This window comes from Nocardia speluncae NBRC 108251, assembly GCF_001613245.1.
Lineage (GTDB): Bacteria > Actinomycetota > Actinomycetes > Mycobacteriales > Mycobacteriaceae > Nocardia > Nocardia speluncae.
Genome location: NZ_BDBZ01000028.1, coordinates 132,040 through 151,700, shown reverse-complemented (window position 1 = coordinate 151,700; position 19,661 = coordinate 132,040). Strand labels below are relative to the sequence as shown.

16 protein-coding genes and 2 tRNA genes are annotated in these 19,661 nt (G+C 64.4%); 6 read left to right on the top strand and 12 right to left on the bottom strand.

The window, feature by feature from the left end:
• Positions 1–8: 8 nt before the first annotated feature.
• Positions 9–1,073, bottom strand: a complete 1,065-nt coding sequence (locus NS6_RS22430; protein ID WP_084471305.1) for an ATP-binding cassette domain-containing protein — start codon at positions 1,071–1,073, stop codon at positions 9–11.
• Positions 1,074–1,982: 909 nt separating this feature from the next.
• Here NS6_RS22430 and NS6_RS22425 point away from each other — a divergent pair.
• Complete coding sequence (locus NS6_RS22425) at positions 1,983–2,894, top strand: oxygenase MpaB family protein (RefSeq protein WP_068044844.1); 912 nt, start codon at positions 1,983–1,985, stop codon at positions 2,892–2,894.
• A gap of 100 nt (positions 2,895–2,994) precedes the next feature.
• Positions 2,995–3,507, top strand: a complete 513-nt coding sequence (locus tag NS6_RS22420; protein ID WP_068044841.1) for a thioesterase family protein — start codon at positions 2,995–2,997, stop codon at positions 3,505–3,507.
• A 16-nt stretch (positions 3,508–3,523) separates the two neighbouring features.
• On the opposite strand, the gene NS6_RS22415 is transcribed toward NS6_RS22420, so the two are convergent.
• A complete protein-coding gene (locus NS6_RS22415) occupies positions 3,524–3,901 on the bottom strand; it encodes a cold-shock protein (RefSeq protein ID WP_307648188.1) in 378 nt (125 codons plus the stop codon).
• A 17-nt stretch (positions 3,902–3,918) separates the two neighbouring features.
• On the opposite strand from NS6_RS22415, the gene NS6_RS22410 reads away from it, so the two are divergent.
• Positions 3,919–4,560, top strand: a complete 642-nt coding sequence (locus NS6_RS22410) for a class I SAM-dependent methyltransferase (RefSeq protein ID WP_068044837.1) — start codon at positions 3,919–3,921, stop codon at positions 4,558–4,560.
• A gap of 155 nt (positions 4,561–4,715) precedes the next feature.
• Positions 4,716–5,237 (top strand): helix-turn-helix domain-containing protein, encoded by a 522-nt coding sequence (locus NS6_RS34895; RefSeq protein WP_068044835.1) that lies wholly within the window; start codon positions 4,716–4,718, stop codon positions 5,235–5,237.
• A gap of 73 nt (positions 5,238–5,310) precedes the next feature.
• Here the strand turns inward: NS6_RS34895 and NS6_RS22400 are convergent, their stop codons facing one another.
• Complete coding sequence (locus NS6_RS22400) at positions 5,311–6,189, bottom strand: NAD(P)-dependent oxidoreductase (RefSeq protein WP_068044906.1); 879 nt, start codon at positions 6,187–6,189, stop codon at positions 5,311–5,313.
• Positions 6,190–6,326: 137 nt separating this feature from the next.
• On the opposite strand from NS6_RS22400, the gene NS6_RS22395 reads away from it, so the two are divergent.
• Entirely contained in the window at positions 6,327–6,671 is a 345-nt protein-coding gene (locus NS6_RS22395) for a winged helix-turn-helix transcriptional regulator (protein WP_068044833.1), read from the top strand.
• A 135-nt stretch (positions 6,672–6,806) separates the two neighbouring features.
• On the opposite strand, the gene NS6_RS22390 is transcribed toward NS6_RS22395, so the two are convergent.
• Positions 6,807–6,879: transfer RNA gene (locus NS6_RS22390), tRNA-Ala, on the bottom strand.
• 93 nt (positions 6,880–6,972) lie between these two features.
• Entirely contained in the window at positions 6,973–7,503 is a 531-nt protein-coding gene (locus NS6_RS22385; RefSeq protein WP_157112887.1) for a hypothetical protein, read from the bottom strand.
• A gap of 160 nt (positions 7,504–7,663) precedes the next feature.
• On the opposite strand from NS6_RS22385, the gene NS6_RS22380 reads away from it, so the two are divergent.
• Positions 7,664–8,335 carry a TetR/AcrR family transcriptional regulator gene (locus tag NS6_RS22380; protein ID WP_068044830.1) on the top strand — a complete coding sequence of 224 codons (672 nt, stop codon included), beginning with the start codon at positions 7,664–7,666 and terminating at the stop codon, positions 8,333–8,335.
• Positions 8,336–8,618: 283 nt separating this feature from the next.
• Here NS6_RS22380 and NS6_RS22375 read toward each other — a convergent pair.
• The 7 genes from NS6_RS22375 to dnaN all read right to left on the bottom strand — a co-directional run bounded on the left by NS6_RS22375 (position 8,619) and on the right by dnaN (position 18,419).
• Positions 8,619–8,692, bottom strand: a tRNA-Ile gene (locus tag NS6_RS22375).
• Positions 8,693–8,864: 172 nt separating this feature from the next.
• Positions 8,865–9,950 (bottom strand): DUF3566 domain-containing protein, encoded by a 1,086-nt coding sequence (locus tag NS6_RS22370; RefSeq protein WP_068044827.1) that lies wholly within the window; start codon positions 9,948–9,950, stop codon positions 8,865–8,867.
• A 39-nt stretch (positions 9,951–9,989) separates the two neighbouring features.
• Positions 9,990–12,491: a DNA gyrase subunit A gene (gene gyrA / locus NS6_RS22365; protein WP_068044826.1), complete on the bottom strand. Its 2,502-nt coding sequence runs from the start codon at positions 12,489–12,491 to the stop codon at positions 9,990–9,992.
• Between the two features lie 72 nt (positions 12,492–12,563).
• Positions 12,564–14,609, bottom strand: coding sequence for a DNA topoisomerase (ATP-hydrolyzing) subunit B (gene gyrB, locus NS6_RS22360; protein ID WP_068044823.1), 2,046 nt, complete (start codon positions 14,607–14,609; stop codon positions 12,564–12,566).
• Between the two features lie 304 nt (positions 14,610–14,913).
• Positions 14,914–15,480: a DUF721 family protein gene (locus tag NS6_RS22355; protein WP_068044905.1), complete on the bottom strand. Its 567-nt coding sequence runs from the start codon at positions 15,478–15,480 to the stop codon at positions 14,914–14,916.
• Positions 15,481–15,823: 343 nt separating this feature from the next.
• Positions 15,824–17,056, bottom strand: a complete 1,233-nt coding sequence (gene recF / locus NS6_RS22350) for a DNA replication/repair protein RecF (RefSeq protein WP_084471304.1) — start codon at positions 17,054–17,056, stop codon at positions 15,824–15,826.
• Positions 17,057–17,243: 187 nt separating this feature from the next.
• Positions 17,244–18,419, bottom strand: a complete 1,176-nt coding sequence (gene dnaN / locus NS6_RS22345; RefSeq protein WP_068044818.1) for a DNA polymerase III subunit beta — start codon at positions 18,417–18,419, stop codon at positions 17,244–17,246.
• Positions 18,420–19,661 lie beyond the last annotated feature (1,242 nt).

Genomic DNA, 19,661 nt, shown 5'->3' with positions numbered 1-19,661 from the left:
CACCGCGGTCATCTGCTCTTTCCTTCCACGACTTCGAGTTCGCCGGTGTCCCGCGACGCGGCAGCCGCCGAGTTCGGCGAGCCGGAGCCGGCTTTCCGGCCGCCGGATTCCGCGTCGGTCCCGCTCGGCTCGCGGGCCTCGTGACCGGTGAGCGAGAGGAAGACATCGTCGAGCGAAGGACGGCGCAATCCGACATCCTGGATCTTCACCCCCTGCTCGGTGAGCCTGCCGATGGCAGCGACCAATGCTTGTGACCCATCGCTCACCGGCACCACCACGCGCCGCAGTCCCGGCTCGATGTGGATATCCCCGTCGGCCAGCGGACTCAATGCCTGCTGTGCGACCGCGAGGTTGTCGAGATGTTCGACCGTCAGTTCGATCCGGTCGCCCCCGACCGTGCTCTTCAATTCGTCCGCCGTACCGCGGGCGATCACCTGACCGCGGTCGATCACCGCGATGGCATCGGCCAGCCGGTCGGCCTCCTCCATGTACTGGGTGGTCAGCAAGAGTGTGGTACCGGCGGCGACCAATTCCTCGATGACATCCCATAGATCCAGCCGGGCCCGCGGATCCAGGCCGGTGGTCGGTTCGTCGAGGAACAGCACCGGCGGGTTGGCAACCAGGGCCCCGGCCAGGTCCAGTCGGCGGCGCATACCGCCGGAGTAACCACGCACCGGCCGGTCGGCGGCCTCGCTGAGCCGGAATCGTTCCAGCAGTTCACGGGCGCGTTCCTTACTGCGCCGCGTACCCATGTGATAGAGCCGCCCGACCATTTCGAGGTTCTCGAAACCGGTCAGATACTCGTCGACGGCCGCGTACTGACCCGACGCGCCGATCCGGGAACGCAGTGCCCGCGGCTGCGCGAGCACATCGATTCCGGCCACCGTCGCCCGCCCGGCATCGGGTACGAGCAGGGTGGTGAGCACCCGGACAGCGGTAGTTTTCCCGGCACCGTTGGGCCCCAGCAGAGCGGTCACCGTTCCCTCGGGCACGGTCAGATCGAGGCCGTCCAGGGCGCGGACCCGCGGACCGTAATGTTTGACGAGACCCTCGGCGACGATTGCGTCGGGCATGATTCTCCTGATTCGAGTGATATGCGGGGCAGAGTCGGTGTATCGCCGATGGCGGTAGTGGGCCATCGACCTGAGCGCATCCGGCGAACGGCCGTGTAACGGGCCAGTATTGTCGCGAGCGGCGGGCTTTTCATCCGATTTATCCGGTTGTCCGGCTGACCGGGCAGTCCGGCGGTGTCCGTGAACGAACCAGCGGGGCCATGCATGAAAAGGGGCCGCACCCCGGCCCGGCTGTGCTCGGGGTAGCCGGTACGGGGTGCGACCGGTTTCGATACTCCTCGCCCCGGCCGGCCCGATCGCGCGTAGCGGACTACTCGATTCGGCGGGCAGCGGTACTCGGATCCGCGCGCTATCGGCGACGCCGCCGAAGTGTTGGAACTCACGACCGGGAGGCACAGCCGCATAGTGGCATCGACCTCCGACAACTCCGGCGGTTACACCGGCTGTGCCGATGGCGGCGGGGCCGGTTCGGATGGCTGGCCCGGTACGGTCTTCGCCGCCGAAAAGGACTGCATAGCAGCACTTTCGATAGCTTCCGGCGCACCGCGCCGGCATCGGAAGGGGCACCACGTCACCCCCGATGGGAGAGTTGTGATCGGCACCAGAAAAAGTCGGAAAGTACTAGGCCCCTTATACGCGCAAATACGGATCATCGCGTAGGATCGAACGCGTCGGCCCCTCCCCCCCGGGCCGACCTTATGCGGGCCTCGGCAAACTCCCCCCCTTCGCCGAGGCCCGCTCTCATGTCCGGGCCGGGTGCGATATCGCGCGGTATCCGGGACTCCCACGAAGAATCCGTTTCCGCCACTCTCCCCGGTGCACACTTCACCACCACCATCGCCGCAATGGTGAGAGATTTGGAGTATTATCGTCTCATTAGATCGATGTCGTAGATCAAGGGAGATCCGCATGACCGCGTCTGTAGACGTCGCAGCCATCGACACCCACGCTCCGGCCGAGCGCCGGCCATTCGGTCCCGGCACCCGAACCTGGGAAGAAGTCGGCCTGGTCACCTTTTCGCTGACCGCGGGTTCGGCCTTCCTGCTGCAGACCATGGAGCCCTCGATCTCCGCGGTGGTCGATGCCCACTCCACCTTCCGTACCGACCCCATCGGCCGTGCCCTGCGCAGCCTGTCCGCGGTGATGATGTGGACCTACGGTGGCGAAGAATCGCTCGGCGAAACGGACCGGCTGCGCAAAATGCACGCCACCCTCAACACCACCGACGCCGACGGGAAACGCCACACAGCCCTGTCCAGCGGACCCTGGGCTTGGGTGCTGCACACCGGCACCTTCGCCTTCGCCGAGAATGCCGAATACTTCGCGAAACGTCCGCTGACCACGGCAGAGAAGGAAGACTACTACCGCGAGACGGTACAGCTGATGCGGAACTTCTACGTACCGCCCAAGGAGCTGCCGGCGTCCTACGCCGACTTCGAGAAGTTCTTCGCAGACCAGGTGGAAAACCATTTGGAAGCCACTCAGACCGCAAAGGACTATCTGAAGGTCATCCGAACGATCGCCCCGCCGACCCAACTGCCTCATGTACTGCATCCGGTGTGGCGCGCAGTGACCGGCCCGTTCGGGCGGATGCAGCACTTCGTGACCGTCGGCACCACCCCCGAAGTGGCACGGCGAAAACTGGGACTCGCCTGGACCGAATCCGATGAGCGCAAACTGCGGATCCTGGGCTGGTTCATCGCCCGGCTGGTCCCGTTGCTGCCGGAGCGGTTGCGCTACTTCCCCATCGCCTACGAAGCCCGGAAACTCGAACGCGACAAGGCTCGGCTGCGCAAGATCATCGATATCCGGCCGCTCTGACCGACCGGCGAACGGCCCCCCGGAGGCGTGCCTCGCCCGGGGGGCCGGCTTCTGCATCGATACACTTCGGGACAAGCCGAGTTCGTCAGGAGTACCGACCGTGACCAGCACCACCACCACACTTCCCGAATATGAACAGGTCGTCCGGCTGCCGCGCGAACTCGGTCCGATCAGGGTCCCCGAGAGCTTCCGGGACGAGAACGACCATATGAACATCAGGCACTACTTCGACCTGTGTGTCGAAGCCGGTGGACAGGTTTTCGAACGCATCGGACTCACCGACGACTACCGCGCGAGCCGCGGCACCGGATTCTTCACCGCCGAGCATCACATCCGCTACTACGCCGAAACCCGGGTCGGCGAAGAAGTTTCGGTCTACGTGCGGGGCGTGGATCGCTCCGACAAGGTGGTTCATATGGTCGCCCTGTTGGTGAACGACACCACCCGGCGTCTGAGCTGCACACTCGAGATCGCCGCGATCCATGTGGATCTGCGCACTCGATCGGCTGCCCCGTTCGCAGCCGATGTCGCCACCGCCATCGATCGTGAACTGGCAGCCGACACGGCAGACTGGCCTGTCCCGGTGTGCGGCGCCATGGGGATACGCCGCTGAGCGCTGCCCGCCGAGATCAGGCCGGTTCGGCTCCGACGCCGGGTTCGGGTTGGCCGGCCGCCGGGCGAACCGTCACGGCTTCATGACCACGGGGGCGGGCCATGCTGACGAACGTCACCGGTTGCCCGGCGTGCAGGGTCCGGTAGCCGTCGGTTTCTATGCACCGGTACTCCACGAAGACTTGTTCGGTCCCGTCGTCGGGCTTGATATAGCCGAACCCTTTCTCGGAGTCGAACCAGAAGACTCTCCCCCGTCTCCAATCCGATCGGTCGATGCCGGGCGCGGCAGACTCCGAAGGGGTCATTACCAGGTCTTCTCCACTCGTGATGTCTTGGTCGACACCATCAAACGTACGCTCAGTGCCCGTCGACGTCACGAACGGTGCCCTCGGCACGCCGGTACGGTGCCTCTGTGCCAGAAGCATCCTTCCTCACCGACACCCGCACCGGCTACGACACCATCGCGGCGGCGTACGCCGAGAATTTCGCCGGCGAACTCGATACCAGCCCGTGGCAGCGAGCGATACTCGCCGCCTTCGCCGAAGTAGTCGGACCGGGCGAGCCGGTAATCGATATCGGGTGCGGCCCCGGCCGGGTAACCGGATTCCTTTCCGAGCACGGTCTGTCGATACGCGGAATCGACCTGTCCCCGGCCATGGTCGAACTCGCCCGGCGCCACCATCCGGATATCCGATTCGCCGTGGGTTCCATGACCGCGCTCGAGATCTCGGATGGCGCGCTGGGGGCCGTAGTCGCCTGGTACTCCCTGATCCATATTCCGCCGGCCGCACGCCCTGGGGTCCTGGCCGAGTTCCACCGCGTACTGCGGCCGGGCGGACATTTGCTGCTCGGGTTCCAAGCAGGCACCGAGGTAAAGCATTACGACGAAGGATTCGGGTTTCCGGTCTCGCTGGATTTCCACCGGATCGCCCCTGAGGAGGCGGCCGCATCTGCGGAAGCCGCCGGTTTCACCGTCGATATGCGTTTCGTCCGGGCACCGGCCGGAGCGGAACCGACTCCGCAGGCGGCACTCCTGTTGGTCCGCTCGAATTGAAGAGCGTTTCGGACGCTATCGAAAAGATAGTGATTCCCATCATTTCGATGTGATCGAAGTGATGGGAATAGCGAATCGCCGACGGCCGGACGCCGTTCCAGCGGTCTATCGAATTGATTCTTGACGCGATCATTTCGATAGATAAACCTGGTCAGGTGGTGATCAAGAAGAACCCGCTCGGCCCGACCGGGGATACTGTCCGGAAAAACGTCCTCCGCTACCGCACTCTGATGAACCTGGGATACGCCGATCTGGCGCGCAGGCTCGAGGCCCTCGACCGGCCTATCCCGGTTCTGGGGCTGTCGCGAATCGAGCGCGGCGAGCGCCGGGTCGATGTGGACGATCTGATGGCGCTCGCAGTCGCACTCGGGGTCTCCCCCACCAGTCTTCTGCTCCCGGACACGGGCGATTCGGACGACCCTGTCACCGCCACTGGAATCGACGGCACCGCTGGAGATCTCCTCGGATGGTTCCGCTTGCACACCCCCTCCGCACATATCGGCCAACCGGCCGGTCGGCGGTTCGTACGCGACGCCATCCGTTTCATCGCCGACGCCCGCCCCCGGTGGGACATCGAAGGTCTCACCCTCGAGGAGCTCCCCGGGGTCGGCCATCAGGAATACGCCGCGCAGATCGCGCAAAAGGCACGCCGATCGGACGGCAACGACAGCCGCTGATACACAACCGGGCAGCCGGGCGCCCGGCGACCACACTCGTGGTGGGGTCGAAAACCGGGCACCGAGACCGGGATCAAGCAGTTGACCCCACCATCAACTCGAAAACTGAGACCGGCCGCCCGGCTTCGGTACTGGCCGCCCTCGCCCGACGCCAGAGCCCCTGTGCAGTACGGGACAGGGTGGCATCCACACCGGCATCCTCGCTTGCGTCGATGATGTGCTGCGCGCCGGCGTCCATCATTGCGAAGGACGCGAGATCGCCCCATCCGCCCTTCTGAGCGGCCGCGGCGTACTCGGCCATGAAGAACGGATATGCCTCCGCAGAACGCAGCGCATACGGCAGGAATCGGTCGATATCGTTGCCGGAGCGCTGGACCAGGGCCAGGGCCTGATCGAAGGCGAGCATCCACGGGTGGAAGACGATCAGCAGCGCCTGGTAGAAAACCTGCGCCAAACCGTCGTCGTCCCCCAGATACTCCTGCGGACTCAGCGGCCGCAACAGTCCGGCGTGAGCATCGAATACGTCCCGCGGCCCGCTGTAGAAGATGTAGGAAGCAGGGTGGGCGATATTGTCACCCGCCGACATGAATCCCCCGGACAGGAAGCGGGCACCGTGCGAACGCACCCACTGCCCGCCCCTGCGGGCATTCTCCGGTGAATCCGACGATAGATTCACGATCACTCTCCCGCGCAACTCGGCGGTCGCCTGGCCGAGCACGTCGTACATCGCGGCGTAATGCGTCAAACTCAGGACGGTTACCTCACCCGCGGCCAGCGCCTCGGCCACCGTCGCCGCCCGCCGCGCACCCGCCTCGACCATGGCTTCGGCCTTCTCCGGGCTGCGATTCCATACGGTGACCTCGATCCCCGCGGCCAGGAAAGCCCGCACCATGGCCTGCCCCATGGGACCCAAGCCGATCACGCTGACCGACCGAGTGTGCTGCTGAGACATCGGATTCTCTCTTCCATCAGTGTCGAACTGTTTGTCGGCGCCGGAACCGATACTCATTCCCGCAGGTAATGTGGACAAGAACGTACGTTCGGGTGGGTTGCCCACCTCGAAGTCCGTAATGAGGTCGGGAGGTCGCAATGACCGGTGTGAGTGATGCAGATCACGATGTGTGCGGTATGTCCCTGGCAATCGATGTGGTCGGCGGCAAGTGGAAACTGCATCTGATGTGGGTCCTGGGTGCGGGGCCACAGCGCTTCGGACAGATCCACCGGGCACTGACCGGGGTCAGCGAAAAAGTGCTGACAGAGAACCTCCGTCAGCTGCAGGCCGCCGAAGTCGTGCATCGCGAGGTCTATCCGGAGGTCCCGCCCCGGGTCGAATACTCACTCACCGCCCTGGGTGAAGAACTCGCTCGCGCCTTGCGCCCCTTGGAGGAATGGGGCGATCGGCACCGCGGTCATCTGATGGGCGTCGCCTGCTGACGCGCACCGCAATGACGTTGCGCCACAACAGCCGAGCGTCCGCAGCGGTTCGCGAGGGCAAGCCGGAGATTTCGGCGTTTCGACAGGAAAGATAAACGCCCCCCACCTGAACTTGCAGGTAGAGGGCGCTTTTTGTGGAGCCTAGGGGAATCGAACCCCTAACCCCTGCCTTGCAAAGGCAGTGCTCTGCCAATTGAGCTAAGGCCCCGGGCATACGTGCCACCACGGTATGTTGCCTGCGAAACAGTAGCGTTCCGGCACGTGTACCGTCAAACAAGCCTACCCGGCGAGAACTGAGCGTTCACCTGCGCAGGGCGCCGGTGGCCTCGAACTCCGCCTCGCGGCCCTGCATCTGTTCGCGATACCAGTTCTCTCGATGCCAGAGCATCGCCTTTTCGTGCAAACGTCCGATCGGTGGAACTCGTCGCGCCAATTCCACCACGGTAACCAGTGGAATCCGGGCGATCGGCAACAGCACCCAGGGGAATGCCGCCGGCATCCGGTACTTCCGACGTGTAGTGGGCAGCATGTACAGAGCAGAGTAGGCGGAGTTGATCCGGTGGTTGTAGTGCGCCCGCAGCCGGGCGAATCCGCGCTGGTCCGGGCGGGGCGCGAACGCCGCGGGATAGGACTCGATGAGCTCGGCACCCTGCTCGCCGGAGTCGTGGGCACGGGCGATCAACGTCATCGCCATGACCCGCAAGGTGTCGGGCACGGTTTCCGGATGCCAGGTGAGCCGGACGCCGAGCAGATAGCCCATGTACTTCTGGAAATGCAGCAACGCGCCCTGACCGATGCCACGGGCCGGCTCCCACCGCAGACCATACTTCAATGTATGGAGTAACAGTACTAAATAGTATGGAGTGCGGGAAGATCATTCTTCCCCGAGACAATCCCGTCCCATAACCCCGGCCACATGCGGTGAACCACCCACGACAGCCGTAATCACCCGATCCTCCGAGCCCGCCGAACGACTCCCCTACCATCGGTGTATGGGACTCAGCGGCGAACAGTCGGAGAAGATAACGGCGGGCTCCGACGCCGCGGAACCACCCGCTGCTCGAGCCGCGCCGGGCCGGCCCAAATCGAAGAAAGCCCAGGCACAGCAGCGGCAGCGCCGGCGCACCGCCCGGCTCTCCTACGACGATTGGGTCGATGGCGCCCTGAATCTGCTCTCGCGCGAGGGTATTGGGGCGATCAAGATCCCGCGGCTGTGCCAGGAACTGGGCGTTACGAAGGGCAGCTTCTACTGGCATTTCGACGATATCGAGCAACTCATGACGGCCATGGCGGACCGGTGGAGCGCAACACAGAGCCGAACCGTACGCGACCTGGCCGCATTCGCGGAGATACCGGTGGAGGAACGGATCGAGAAAATGGCGGCCATGCTGGTGGACCAACGCCATTGGATCGTGGAGACCGGCGTGCGGGAATGGTCACGCAGTAACCCGAAGGTGGCGGCCGCGGTACGCAACCTGGATCAGCGCGTTTTCGAAACCGTCAAACGCACCATGCTCGACCTGGGTTTCGACGAGAACCAGGCAGGTATACGAGCGGGCGCGATGGTCTATATCGGCCTCGGATTGATCCACGGCCGGGACAATCTGCCGACGCCGTCCACCGAACAGGTGTCCTCGGTCATCGAACTACTGGCCCGGCCGTGATCAGCGGTAGGCAACCGGCCCACCGAAGACGACGTCAGCGAGTGGTGACCTCATGCCACGTATCGGCCTCATCCCGCTTGCGCAGCTTGCTGATACCGATGAGAACCGCAGCAATAATTCCGATGGTGAGAACGTATTTCATTTCTTCAGCCTAACTCTGTGGGACGGCGCCGACTCATCCAGGACCGGTGATTCCGGTACCGCGAACGAGCCGGTTTCGGAGGGAAAAGGAAACGACCCCCGAAACCGTTTCCGGTGGAGGTCGTCCATGTATTACAGAGAGTGGGTCTAGGAGGACTTGAACCTCCGACCTCTTCGTTATCAGCGAAGCGCTCTAACCGCCTGAGCTATAGACCCATGGTTTCGACCGCCGATAGAAGGTGATTTTCCTACCGGAACCGGCCGAGAACAGAGACTACCCGAACGACTGCCTTACAACCAAAACTGCTGGTCACAGCCTCATAGACCTTGGACTATCGATGCGGTGGGCGGTGCCGCGTTCGGGCACCGGCCACCGCATCGACCGGAATCAGTCGGGGTCGGCCAGGGTGACCTGGATACCGCCGACCATATCGCAGCACTGGTTGTAGATGAACGTCCCTACGGTTGCCAGTGCAGTGAACAGAACCACGTTGATCAGCCCGATCACCCCGGCATAGCCGAAGACCGTCCCGGCGTCGATGAGCCCGACCGAGCCGCTGTCCGGCGACACCATATCGGTGAAGGTGCTGTTGAGCCGCTCCCAGACGCCCATACCCGCCAGGACCATGTACAGCAGCGCAACCGCGATCATCCACACGAAGAACATGGCGATGCTGATCACCAGGGTGATCTTCAGTGTCGACCACGGGTCGATCCGCCGGACCTGCACCGTTGCCCGCAACGGTTCGCCACCGAGCACCGCCTGCGGCAAGCCGCGGGGGGCCGCCGGCGAACTCGGCGGCCCGGCCGACACCGGCGGGGTGTAGGCGGGCGGAGGTGCATGCTGCTCGGGTGGCAGCGGATGCCGGATCTCGGAGAGATCGGGCATATCCTTGGCCAGCTCGGGCCGGGCGATACTGCGGGTAGGTCCGTCCAGGCCAACGGATTTGGCCATGGCGGCTTCCTTACGGGCCGCCTTGGCCGCCAGATCGCTGGTGGTGCGGGCATTGGTGACTCCGCCGCTCAGCCCAACCGAACGCGGCTGGGCACCGCCCACCGGGGTGTGCCCGGGCCGCGGCAGATTCGACTGCGGCTCACGCTGCGGCAGATTCGACTGCGGCTCACGCTGCGGCAACTGCGACCAGCCCTCCTGGAACCGGCCCTGGTCGCCGCCGTTACCGCCACCGGACTGCTGCTTTTGGTCGCCGGGCCTCTGGGGGCCAGGGTTCGACGATCCGGCATTACGCGATTCGGACGCGAATTCGCCCTGCTGCTCCTGATTTTCGGGCGCGGAACCGTCGGTGGGCGCGCCGCCGGGCGCATTACCGCCCGGCTGTCCGCCCCCGGCCTGGTCGTTGTCCGCGGCATCGCCCGCCCGCTGGATCGGGCGGGGCGACATCGGGGACGGGGTGACCCTCTCGGTCACACCGTTCGTCTGCTGCCGCTCGTCGCTCGGCTGTTTCGGAGTGGTCAATGGGAATCCTCGGATCCGTTCTTTGCCGCCGATATGGGTTTACTGCTCGGGGGAACCGCCACCGTCGATCTGCTCGGGCTCGTCGGCGTTACGTGCGATCGCAAGCAAGGTATCGCCCTCGCCGAGGTTCATCAATCGCACGCCCTTGGTCTGCCTACCGGCCTTGCGCACCTGCCGGGCAGCAGTGCGGATAACCCCGCCGCTGGACGTAATCGCATACAACTCGTCGTCGTCGTCGACGATGAGCGCTCCCACCAGGGTGCCACGCCGGGCATCGAACTGGATGGTCAATACACCTTTTCCGCCGCGTCCCTGAGCCGTGTACTCCTCGATGGCAGTGCGCTTCGCATAACCACCGGACGTTGCGACCAGCAGATATGTCCCGTCACGGACCACATTCAGCGACAGCAGGGCGTCATCGGTGTTGAACCGCATCCCCTGCACACCCGAGGTGGCCCGGCCCATCGGACGCAGCGCCTCATCGGTGGCGGAGAACCGGATCGACTGCCCCTGCGCCGATACCAGCAGCAGATCATCCTCGGCGGAACACAGTACAGCGCCGACCAATTCGTCGTTGTCGCGCAGATTCACCGCGACGATGCCGCCGCTGCGGTTGGAATCGAAGTCCACCAGCCGCGACTTCTTGACCAAACCCTTCTGCGTGGCCAGCACCAGGTAGGCCGCGTCCTCATAGGACTTGATCCGGATTACCTGGGCGATCTTTTCGTCCGGCTGGAAAGCCAGCAGATTCGCTACGTGCTGTCCACGTGCCGTGCGGTTGGCCTCCGGCAGTTCGTATGCTTTGGCCCGGTATACCCGGCCTTTGTTGGTGAAGAACAGCAACCAGTCGTGGGTCGAGGTCACGAAGAAGTGCCGAACGATATCGTCCTGTTTCAGACCCGCGCCCTGCACACCCTTGCCGCCCCGCTTCTGACTGCGGTACAAATCGGTCTTCGTGCGTTTTGCGTACCCGGTTTCGGTGATGGTGACGACCACGTCCTCACGGGCGATCAGATCCTCGTCGGCGACATCACCGTCGGCGGAGACGATCACTGTCCGGCGTTCGTCGCCGTGACGTTCGACGATCTCGGCCAGTTCGTCCCGGACAATCGCGCGCTGACGTTCCGGCTTTTCCAGAATATCCTTCAGATCGGCGATTTCGGCCTCGAGCTTGGCCAGTTCATCGACGATCTTCTGCCGCTCCAGAGCCGACAGCCGACGCAACTGCATATCCAGGATGGCGGTCGCTTGGGTTTCGTCGATATCCAGCAGTTCCATCAGGCCGGTACGCGCGGTCTCGGTATTTGCCGAACGGCGGATCAGCGCGATAACGGCGTCGAGCTGATCCAGCGCCTTGACCAGGCCACGCAGGATATGGGCGCGTTCTTCGGCCTTGCGCAGCAGGTAGCGAGTGCGCCGGATGATGACTTCGAGCTGGTGGGCGACGTACAGCCGGATCATCTGGTCCAGCCGCAGCGTACGGGGCACGCCCTCGACGATGGAGAGCATATTCGCGCCGAAGCTGGTCTGTAGCTGGGTGTGCTTGTACAGGTTGTTCAGCACGACCTTCGCGATCGCATCGCGCTTGACCGTCACTACAATGCGCAAACCTGCCCGATCCGACGATTCGTCGTGGATATCGGATACTCCCGAGATTCGGCCGTCCTTGACCTGCTCGGCGATCGCGTTGATGAAATTATCGGTGTTGACCTGGTACGGAAGCTCGGTTATGACGATAGTGGTGCGGCCGCGGGCATCCTCCTCGATCTCCACCACACCGCGCATCCGGATGGAACCGCGCCCGGTGGTGTAGGCGTCGTGGATGCCCTGGGTACCGACGATCAGGCCGGAGGTCGGGAAATCCGGCCCTTTCACCCGCTCCATGCAGGCCGCGAGGGTCGTTTCCTCGTCGGCTTCGTGGTTCTCGAGCGCCCAGTCGATGGCCGCGGCCAGCTCGTTGAGATTATGCGGCGGGATATTGGTCGCCATCCCGACCGCGATTCCGTTGCTGCCGTTCATCAGCAAGCTCGGCACACGGCTGGGCAGGACGACCGGTTCCTGGGTCTTGCCGTCGTAGTTGGGGGTGAAATCGACCGTATCGTGGTCGATTTCGCGCAACAACTCCATGGCCAGCGGGGTGAGCCGGCACTCGGTGTAACGCATGGCGGCAGCGCCGTCATTACCGCGGCTGCCGAAGTTGCCCTGGCCGTCGACCAGTGGATACCGCATTGCCCACGGCTGAGCCAGGCGGACCAGGGTGTCGTAGATGGCCGAGTCGCCGTGCGGATGGTAGTTGCCCATGGTGTCGGCGACCGGTCGCGCGGATTTCACATAACTGCGATCGGGCCGGTAGCCGTTGTCGTGCATCGCGTAGAGAATTCGCCGATGCACCGGTTTGAGGCCGTCACGGACCTCGGGCAGGGCACGCCCGACGATCACGCTCATCGCGTAATCGATATAGCTGTTCTGCATTTCCTGCTGGATATCGACCGGCTCGATCCGGTCGCCCGCGCTCTCCGGCGGCAAGGTTGTATCGGTCATTCGATCTCCTAGGTACTGGCGATAAACGGCGGAAACCGCGCGTGGCGTGCGCTGCGGGCGAAACCGCCGGACCTACACGTCGAGGAAACGGACGTCCTTGGCATTACGAGTGATGAAGCTGCGGCGCGCGGCGACATCCTCACCCATCAGGACGCTGAACAGCTCGTCGGCGGCAGCCGCGTCATCCAGGGTCACCTGGCGCAGGACCCGGACCGACGGATCCATGGTGGTTTCCCAGAGTTCCTTCGGGTTCATCTCGCCGAGACCTTTGTACCGCTGGATACCGTCGTCTTTGTTGATCTTCTTACCGGCCGACAGGCCCGCTTCGAGCAAGCCGTCACGCTCCCGGTCCGAATACGCGAACTCGGGCTCGGACCGCTGCCACTTCAGCTTGTACAGCGGCGGCTGGGCCAAATACACATGCCCCTGTTCGATCAGCGGGCGCATGAAGCGGAACAGCAGCGTCAGCAGCAGCGTCGAAATATGCTGGCCGTCGACATCGGCGTCGGCCATCAGCACGATCTTGTGATAGCGCAGTTTGGCGATATCGAACTCGTCGTGGATACCGGTACCGAAGGCGGTGATGATCGCCTGTACCTCGGCGTTCTTGAGAACCTTGTCGATCCGGGCCTTCTCGACATTGATGATCTTGCCGCGCAGCGGCAGGATCGCCTGATACATCGAGTCGCGGCCGGATTTCGCCGATCCGCCTGCGGAATCGCCCTCGACGATGTAGATCTCGGACTTGCTCGGATCCTTGGACCGGCAGTCGGCCAGCTTTCCCGGCAGGCCACCGATATCGGTGGCGCTCTTCCGCCGCACCAGCTCCCGCGCCTTACGGGCGGCGAGCCGGGCTTGCGCCGAAGAAACTGCCTTGTTGACGATGGTCTTGGCATCCGCCGGGTTGGCCTCGAACCAGTGCGCGAGGTGTTCGTTGCAGGCACGCTGCACGAACGACTTCACCTCGGTATTACCCAGTTTGGTCTTCGTCTGGCCCTCGAACTGGGGCTCACTCACCTTCACGCTGACAATCGCGGCCAGACCTTCACGGATATCGTCACCGGTGAGGTTGCCGTCCTTGTCCTTGAGGAGCTTCTTCTCCTTTGCGTACCGGTTGACGACGGTGGTCAAGGCCGCGCGGAACCCCTCCTCGTGGGTGCCGCCCTCATGAGTGTTGATGGTGTTGGCGAAGGTGTGGACCGACTCGGAGTATCCGGAATTCCACTGCAGTGCCACCTCGAGCTCGTGCCCGGGGCCCTTCCCGTTGAACGAAAAGACCGAGTTGTGAATGGGCTGCTTCGTCCGGTTGATATGCCGGACGAAATCTTCGAGCCCCCCGGGGTAGTGGTATGTCCGGGTCTTCACCTTGTGCTCGAGCGCAGGCTTCTCGCCGCCCTCGTCGTGTTTGGGTGCTTCCGCGGTCTCGCTGACCACTTCGTCGGTGATTTCGGTCGCGCTGACCCGCTCATCGGTGAGCACGATGGTCAGGCCCTTGTTCAGGAAAGCCATTTCCTGCAGGCGCCGCGAGATCGTCTCGAAGTTATAGGTGGTGGTCTCGAATATCGCGGGATCGGCCCAGAATCGGATCGTGGTCCCCGTGGCCTTGGTGGCGTCACCCTGGACCAGCTGCCCCGGAACGGCGTCCTTGTAGGTCTGGCTCCAGTGGTAGCCGTCGGTATCGATCTCGGCTTCGAGCCGGCTCGACAGCGCGTTGACCACCGAGATACCGACACCGTGCAAACCACCGGAGACGGCGTAGGAATCGGAGTCGAATTTGCCGCCGGCATGCAATTGGGTCATGACGACTTCGATGGTCGGGATCCCCTGGTCGTGCATGGCCACCGGGATTCCGCGACCGTCGTCGACGACCTGGACGCCACCGTCGGCGAGGAGCGTGACCTCGATCTTGGTCGCGTACCCGGCCATCGCCTCGTCGACCGAGTTGTCCACAACCTCCTGGATCAGGTGGTGCAGGCCACGTTCGCCGGTGGAACCGATATACATGCCCGGGCGCAGCCGCACCGCCTCGAGGCCTTCCAGGACCTTGATGGAGGAGGCGCCGTAATCTTGTTTGTTCGATGCGCTCGAACCTGATGCTTTGGAGTCTTTGGCAGCCACTGGTCGGTAGCTCTCCTTACTTGCTGTTCCCCGGGACGGCGGTGGGACAGCGCACGTGAGCCCGGGACAGATATGCGGGCTACACACAACGCGCCGAAGGTATCGCCGCTGATTTACGTTTCCATCTTACTTCGCAGCCCAACTTACAGTGCATCTGCGACACCCCTGACGGCTCCCAGGATGGGAGAAATCGGACCGGCACGGGTCCCCTCGCGACGCTACCGTTTTCAGACCATCAGATTCGTCCTGAGAGTTCACTGGAGCTACCCGGCGCGGCGCGGCCTCGAATCGCAGAAAAACGGGGCTACCCGTAGGTGTCACGAGGACCCCGGCCGCGGATATGCCGTTCGCCCTTACGCCAACTCGGCGCAGTCGGACCCGAGATACGCAACGAGCGGACCACCCCCGGCCCGACGGCCGCGCTGATCTTCGCGAGCAACTGCGCCTGCAGCAACCGCAGCTGGGTAGCCCAGGCCGTGGACTCGGCCGTCACGCTCAGCACACCGTTCTCGAGCTTCACCGGTTTCGCGTGCGCGGCGATATCCTCACCGACCACACCGGACCAGTGCCCGAATACCGTCCCCTCGGCCACCTTGGTGGACCAACCACGGCTACGCGCGATGGAGGTGGCCAGTTTGGACAGGGGCTGCGGGTCGCGATCGTCGGGTCGCGGCCCCGACCAGCCACTGCGCCGGCGAGCCCCACTGCGGGAACTCCGCCGGGGCGACGACCGCCCCTGACCCACGGATTTACCACTCGCTCGCGCGGCCTCTCGCGCCTCTTCGAGCGCACGGCGGGCCAGGTCGATTCCGCGCAACTCCGGTTCGGCCGGCGGTACGGCACCACCGGGAGTTCCGGGTCGGTCGGTCATCGTCGCGCTCCGCTCACCAGCCGAGTTATCCCCAGGATCGGTCGGCATCTGCTCGAGTTGTGCACATCCGGAGGTGGTACCTCGGGATCGGGTCTCCATGATCGGATGTACACCACCTCCCAGGGCATAACCCCTGTTCAGGGCGGGTATTTCGCTTGCCGGTGCAGGTTGCCGCGGATTGCATCGGATCGACACCCGAGTGTGGGTCTACGACCGGTGCCGACAAGTTATCCACAGGCTGTGGATAACTGAGCACTTCGAGCCGGACGGGGATAACGGCCCGGCGTATCGGCTCACTCTACGAATGCACCGGCCCGGGTGCAAGGCACCGGACGCCGCGTGTTCACTGTGCCGACCGTTCGCCGGCCACTGGCTGCGGCGGGTTCTCCCCGCCAGGCTGCGCAGACTCCGCCGGAGGCTCACCGGCGAGCGCGGAGATCCGGTGTTCGGGGTCACCGTTGGTCGTCACCCGCAGGGTGTTCCCCGTCAGCTCGCCGGGCACATCCTCGGGCACGGCGGCCGTGATCAGTACCTGTTCCGCATCGGCGGCGACCGCGGCGAGGGCAGTCCGGCGGCGGCGATCGAGTTCGGCGAAGACGTCATCGAGCAGCAGAACGGGTTCGGATCCACCGGCCCGCAGCAATTCGAACGCCGCAAGGCGCAAGGCCAGCGCGAACGACCAGGACTCCCCGTGGCTGGCGAACCCCTTGGCAGCCGTCTCCCCGAGCATGAGGTCCAGGTCGTCACGGTGCGGACCGACCAGACAGACACCTCGGTCGAGTTCCTTGGAACGCGCCCGTGCGATCTCCTCGAGCAGAACCCGTTCGAGTACCGCGGGATCGTCGGAACGCGGTTCGCGCGCTGGATCGAGAAGCTCGGCCGGCAACGCAGCGCTGCGATAGCTCACAGTCGCCGGGCGCGATTCGGGGGCCAGCGCCGCATAGGCGCGAGTGACGTACGGGTGCAGGTCGTGCACAAGCCGCAGCCGTTCGGCGAGCAGAACCGATGCGTGACCGGCCAGGTGGCCGTCCCACACGTCGAGCGTGCCGAGATCCGCCCGGCCGGATCGCCCGGCGGTTTTCAGTAGCGCCGACCGCTGCCGTAGCACCCGGTCGTAATCGGCGCGCACGCCCGCCAGGCCCGGCCGCCGCGCGGTGCACAGCTCGTCGAGGAAGCGGCGGCGCTCCCCCGGGTCGCCTCGCACCAGCGCGAGATCCTCCGGCGCGAACAGCACCGTATGCAGGATGCCGAGGATTTCGCGTGGCCTGCGAACGGGTGACCGGTTGATCTGCGCCCGGTTCGCTGCGCCGCGGTTGACCTCCACATCGACGCGCAACTCACGACCCAGATTGATCACATTGGCGCCGACCCGGGCCCGCTCGGCGCCGGTTCGGATGAGCGGGGTATCGGCGGATACCCGATGTGATCCGAGCGTCGACAGATAGCCGAGGGCCTCCAGTAGGTTGGTCTTTCCATTGCCGTTTGCCCCCAGGAAAACCGTAGGGCCTGTGGATAACTCGATCTCAGCGTGTTCCCAGGAACGGAAATCATGCAAGGTCAGAGCACGAATATGCACTGGTTCACACCGTCCAGCAGACACCCACGAAGTTATCCACAGCTGTGGATAACTTGCGTCGGCGCAGGTCGCGGCGCGGGTTTGCGGAGATATCGCTCGGCCCGGGTCCCATGATCACGGTGGTGACGGGCACCCGGGCGACCGGCGTGGATCGGCGCCGGCGAAGCGCTGCCGAACCCACGCCCGATCAGCCCGGCAGCCGGACCGGCATCAGCAGGTAGGTGTAGGCGCTCTCCAGAGCCGGATACGCGCCACTCTCGAGCGGTTCGGGTTCCTCTTCGCGGGCCGGGAGCAGAACAGCGGGCCGGCTCGGCGTGGTGAACCCGAAGGTGACCCGGTCCGAATGCAACGCGGACAGTCCATCGATCAGGTATCCGGGATTGAAGGCGATGGTCAACGGCTCCCCCCGGAAGTCGGCCGTCAGCCATTCCTCCGCGCGCCCGGCATCGTCGCCACCGGCCGACAACTGCAACCCCTCGGTGGAGAACTCCAGCCGTACCTGAGCGCCCCGCTCGGCCACCAGCGCGACACGTTTGATGGCCTCGGCGAGCGTGGCCACCTCCAGGGTCGCGATCGACGTGTGCTCCTTGGGCAGCAACTGACGGAATTTCGGGAATTCGGCATCGAGCAGCCGGGTGGTGGTCCGGCGTCCGCCGTTGACGATGCCCAGGAGGCCGTCTGCGCCCGCACCCGAGCCCAGCGAGAGCTGGACCGGCTGATCGGAGGCACCGAGCGTCTTGGCGGATTCGGAGAGGGTGCGAGCGGGGATCAGCACCGCCGTTTCGATATCGGTACGCGCGGGCTGCCACTGGATATGGCGCACGGCGAGCCGGAACCGGTCGGTCGCCGCCAGCACCACCTGCGGGCCCTCGATCTCGACCCGGATACCGGTCAGCATGGGCAATGTGTCGTCACGCCCGGCTGCGACGGCGACCTGGCCGACGGCCTCGGCGAACACATCCACCACCAGTTGCCCACTGGACTGCGGAACCTCGGGCAACTGGGGATAATCCTCGACCGGCATCGTGGGCAGGGAGAACTTGGCGCTACCGCACTGGATCAGCACGCGGCTACCGTCGACGGAAACGTCCACCGGCTTGTTCGACAGCGCCTTGGTGATATCGGCCAGCAATTTGCCGGACACCAGCACCTTGCCCGATCCGGCGACCTCGGCAGCCACCCGCATCTGAGCCGATACCTCGTAGTCGAATCCGGAGACGGTCAACCCGTCCTCGTCTGCGACCAGCAGGACTCCGCCGAGAACCGGGACCGGCGGGCGAGACGGCAGACTGCGCGCCACCCATGCGACCGATTCCGCGAAATCCTCACGCGCGACCCGAAACTTCATGCCTGCAAGGTCCATCGCCCGAGGTGTCCTCTCCCGTTCAGTGTGGATCGGTGGCTGTGCTGCCCCGTGTATCCCGCCGCGCCGATTCCCGTACGGCGCTGTTACGGCGGCCGCGGCGCCGGCCGACCGCCGGAGAATTCTGGCATAGCGACCGACTTAAGACCGTACCCCGGTTCGCCACACCGGATCGGCCGCCCCTCCGTGTGGAGGATACGTCCTCGCGCCGATCTCGGACCAGCCCATAAACGGGTCCGCGGAACTCGCGGGCGTGTTGCGCACGACTGTGGGCAATCCGTGGATCGGCGATGCACGACCCATCCACAGGTCTGCCGGTAGTGAGCTGTGAACAACTCTGGAGTCGTGGTCCGTCCACGGTGCCCACCCACGGAGAGGGGTGCCGGGCACGTGTGGGCGCGAAGCTGCCCCGGGACGACCGGCAGGTGCAGCTCCTGCCCCGGGTATCGAGCGCTATGGGTTCCCGACGGCCGCGGCGTGCGTGCCGGGGGGGGGGGTGTCCGGAGCCCGTCCCCGGCCGTCCTTGTGTGGTTCCGAGGCCATCTTCGTCCGTGCGGTGCGTTCGAGACTTGTCCACACATCCTGTTTTCAAGAGAAATTTTCTAGATGAAGAACAGGGGTAGTAATAGGCCCTGTGGAAACTGTGGATTTCCGCTGTCTGCCCAGTTCATACGGCGTGTCTGCCTGTGGACTGCCGTGGGATAACTCGAGGATGAATCGGGGCTGCCTGTGGACAGGATTTGTTGTCCACACAGCATCCACAGTTCATCCCCACGTTGGTCCCCAGAATCCGGGCAGTTGTGCACACTGTGTACGAATCGGTGGATAACCTGTGGATTCCTCGAGGATTCCTCGAGGAATCCACAGGCTGTCCCCAGGCCTCTGACCGGAACAGCGCTGTTCAGTGGGTGTGGATGAAATCGCCTGTGGAAACTGTGGATAAACAGGTTGTGGACAACTTGCGCGCCCAGGACCCCGGACGCTGTGGATGGACCGGTGGATAACCTGTGGAATCCACAGTCGAACCCATCCCAAAGTCGCTGGTCAAGACATTAATAGGGTGTTAGCGACACACCTGTGAGTACTTTCGACACGCCGATAACGCGCACGTACCGTCACAGCGGGACGGATGGACACCCTCGGCACGGTTTTGCGAAGCCGTTTGCGGCAGTGGAACTTCCACACCATGAAGCCTCCGGCGGCGCCGGATCAGGCTGCGGTCGGTCGGCGCTCGGCCCGGTT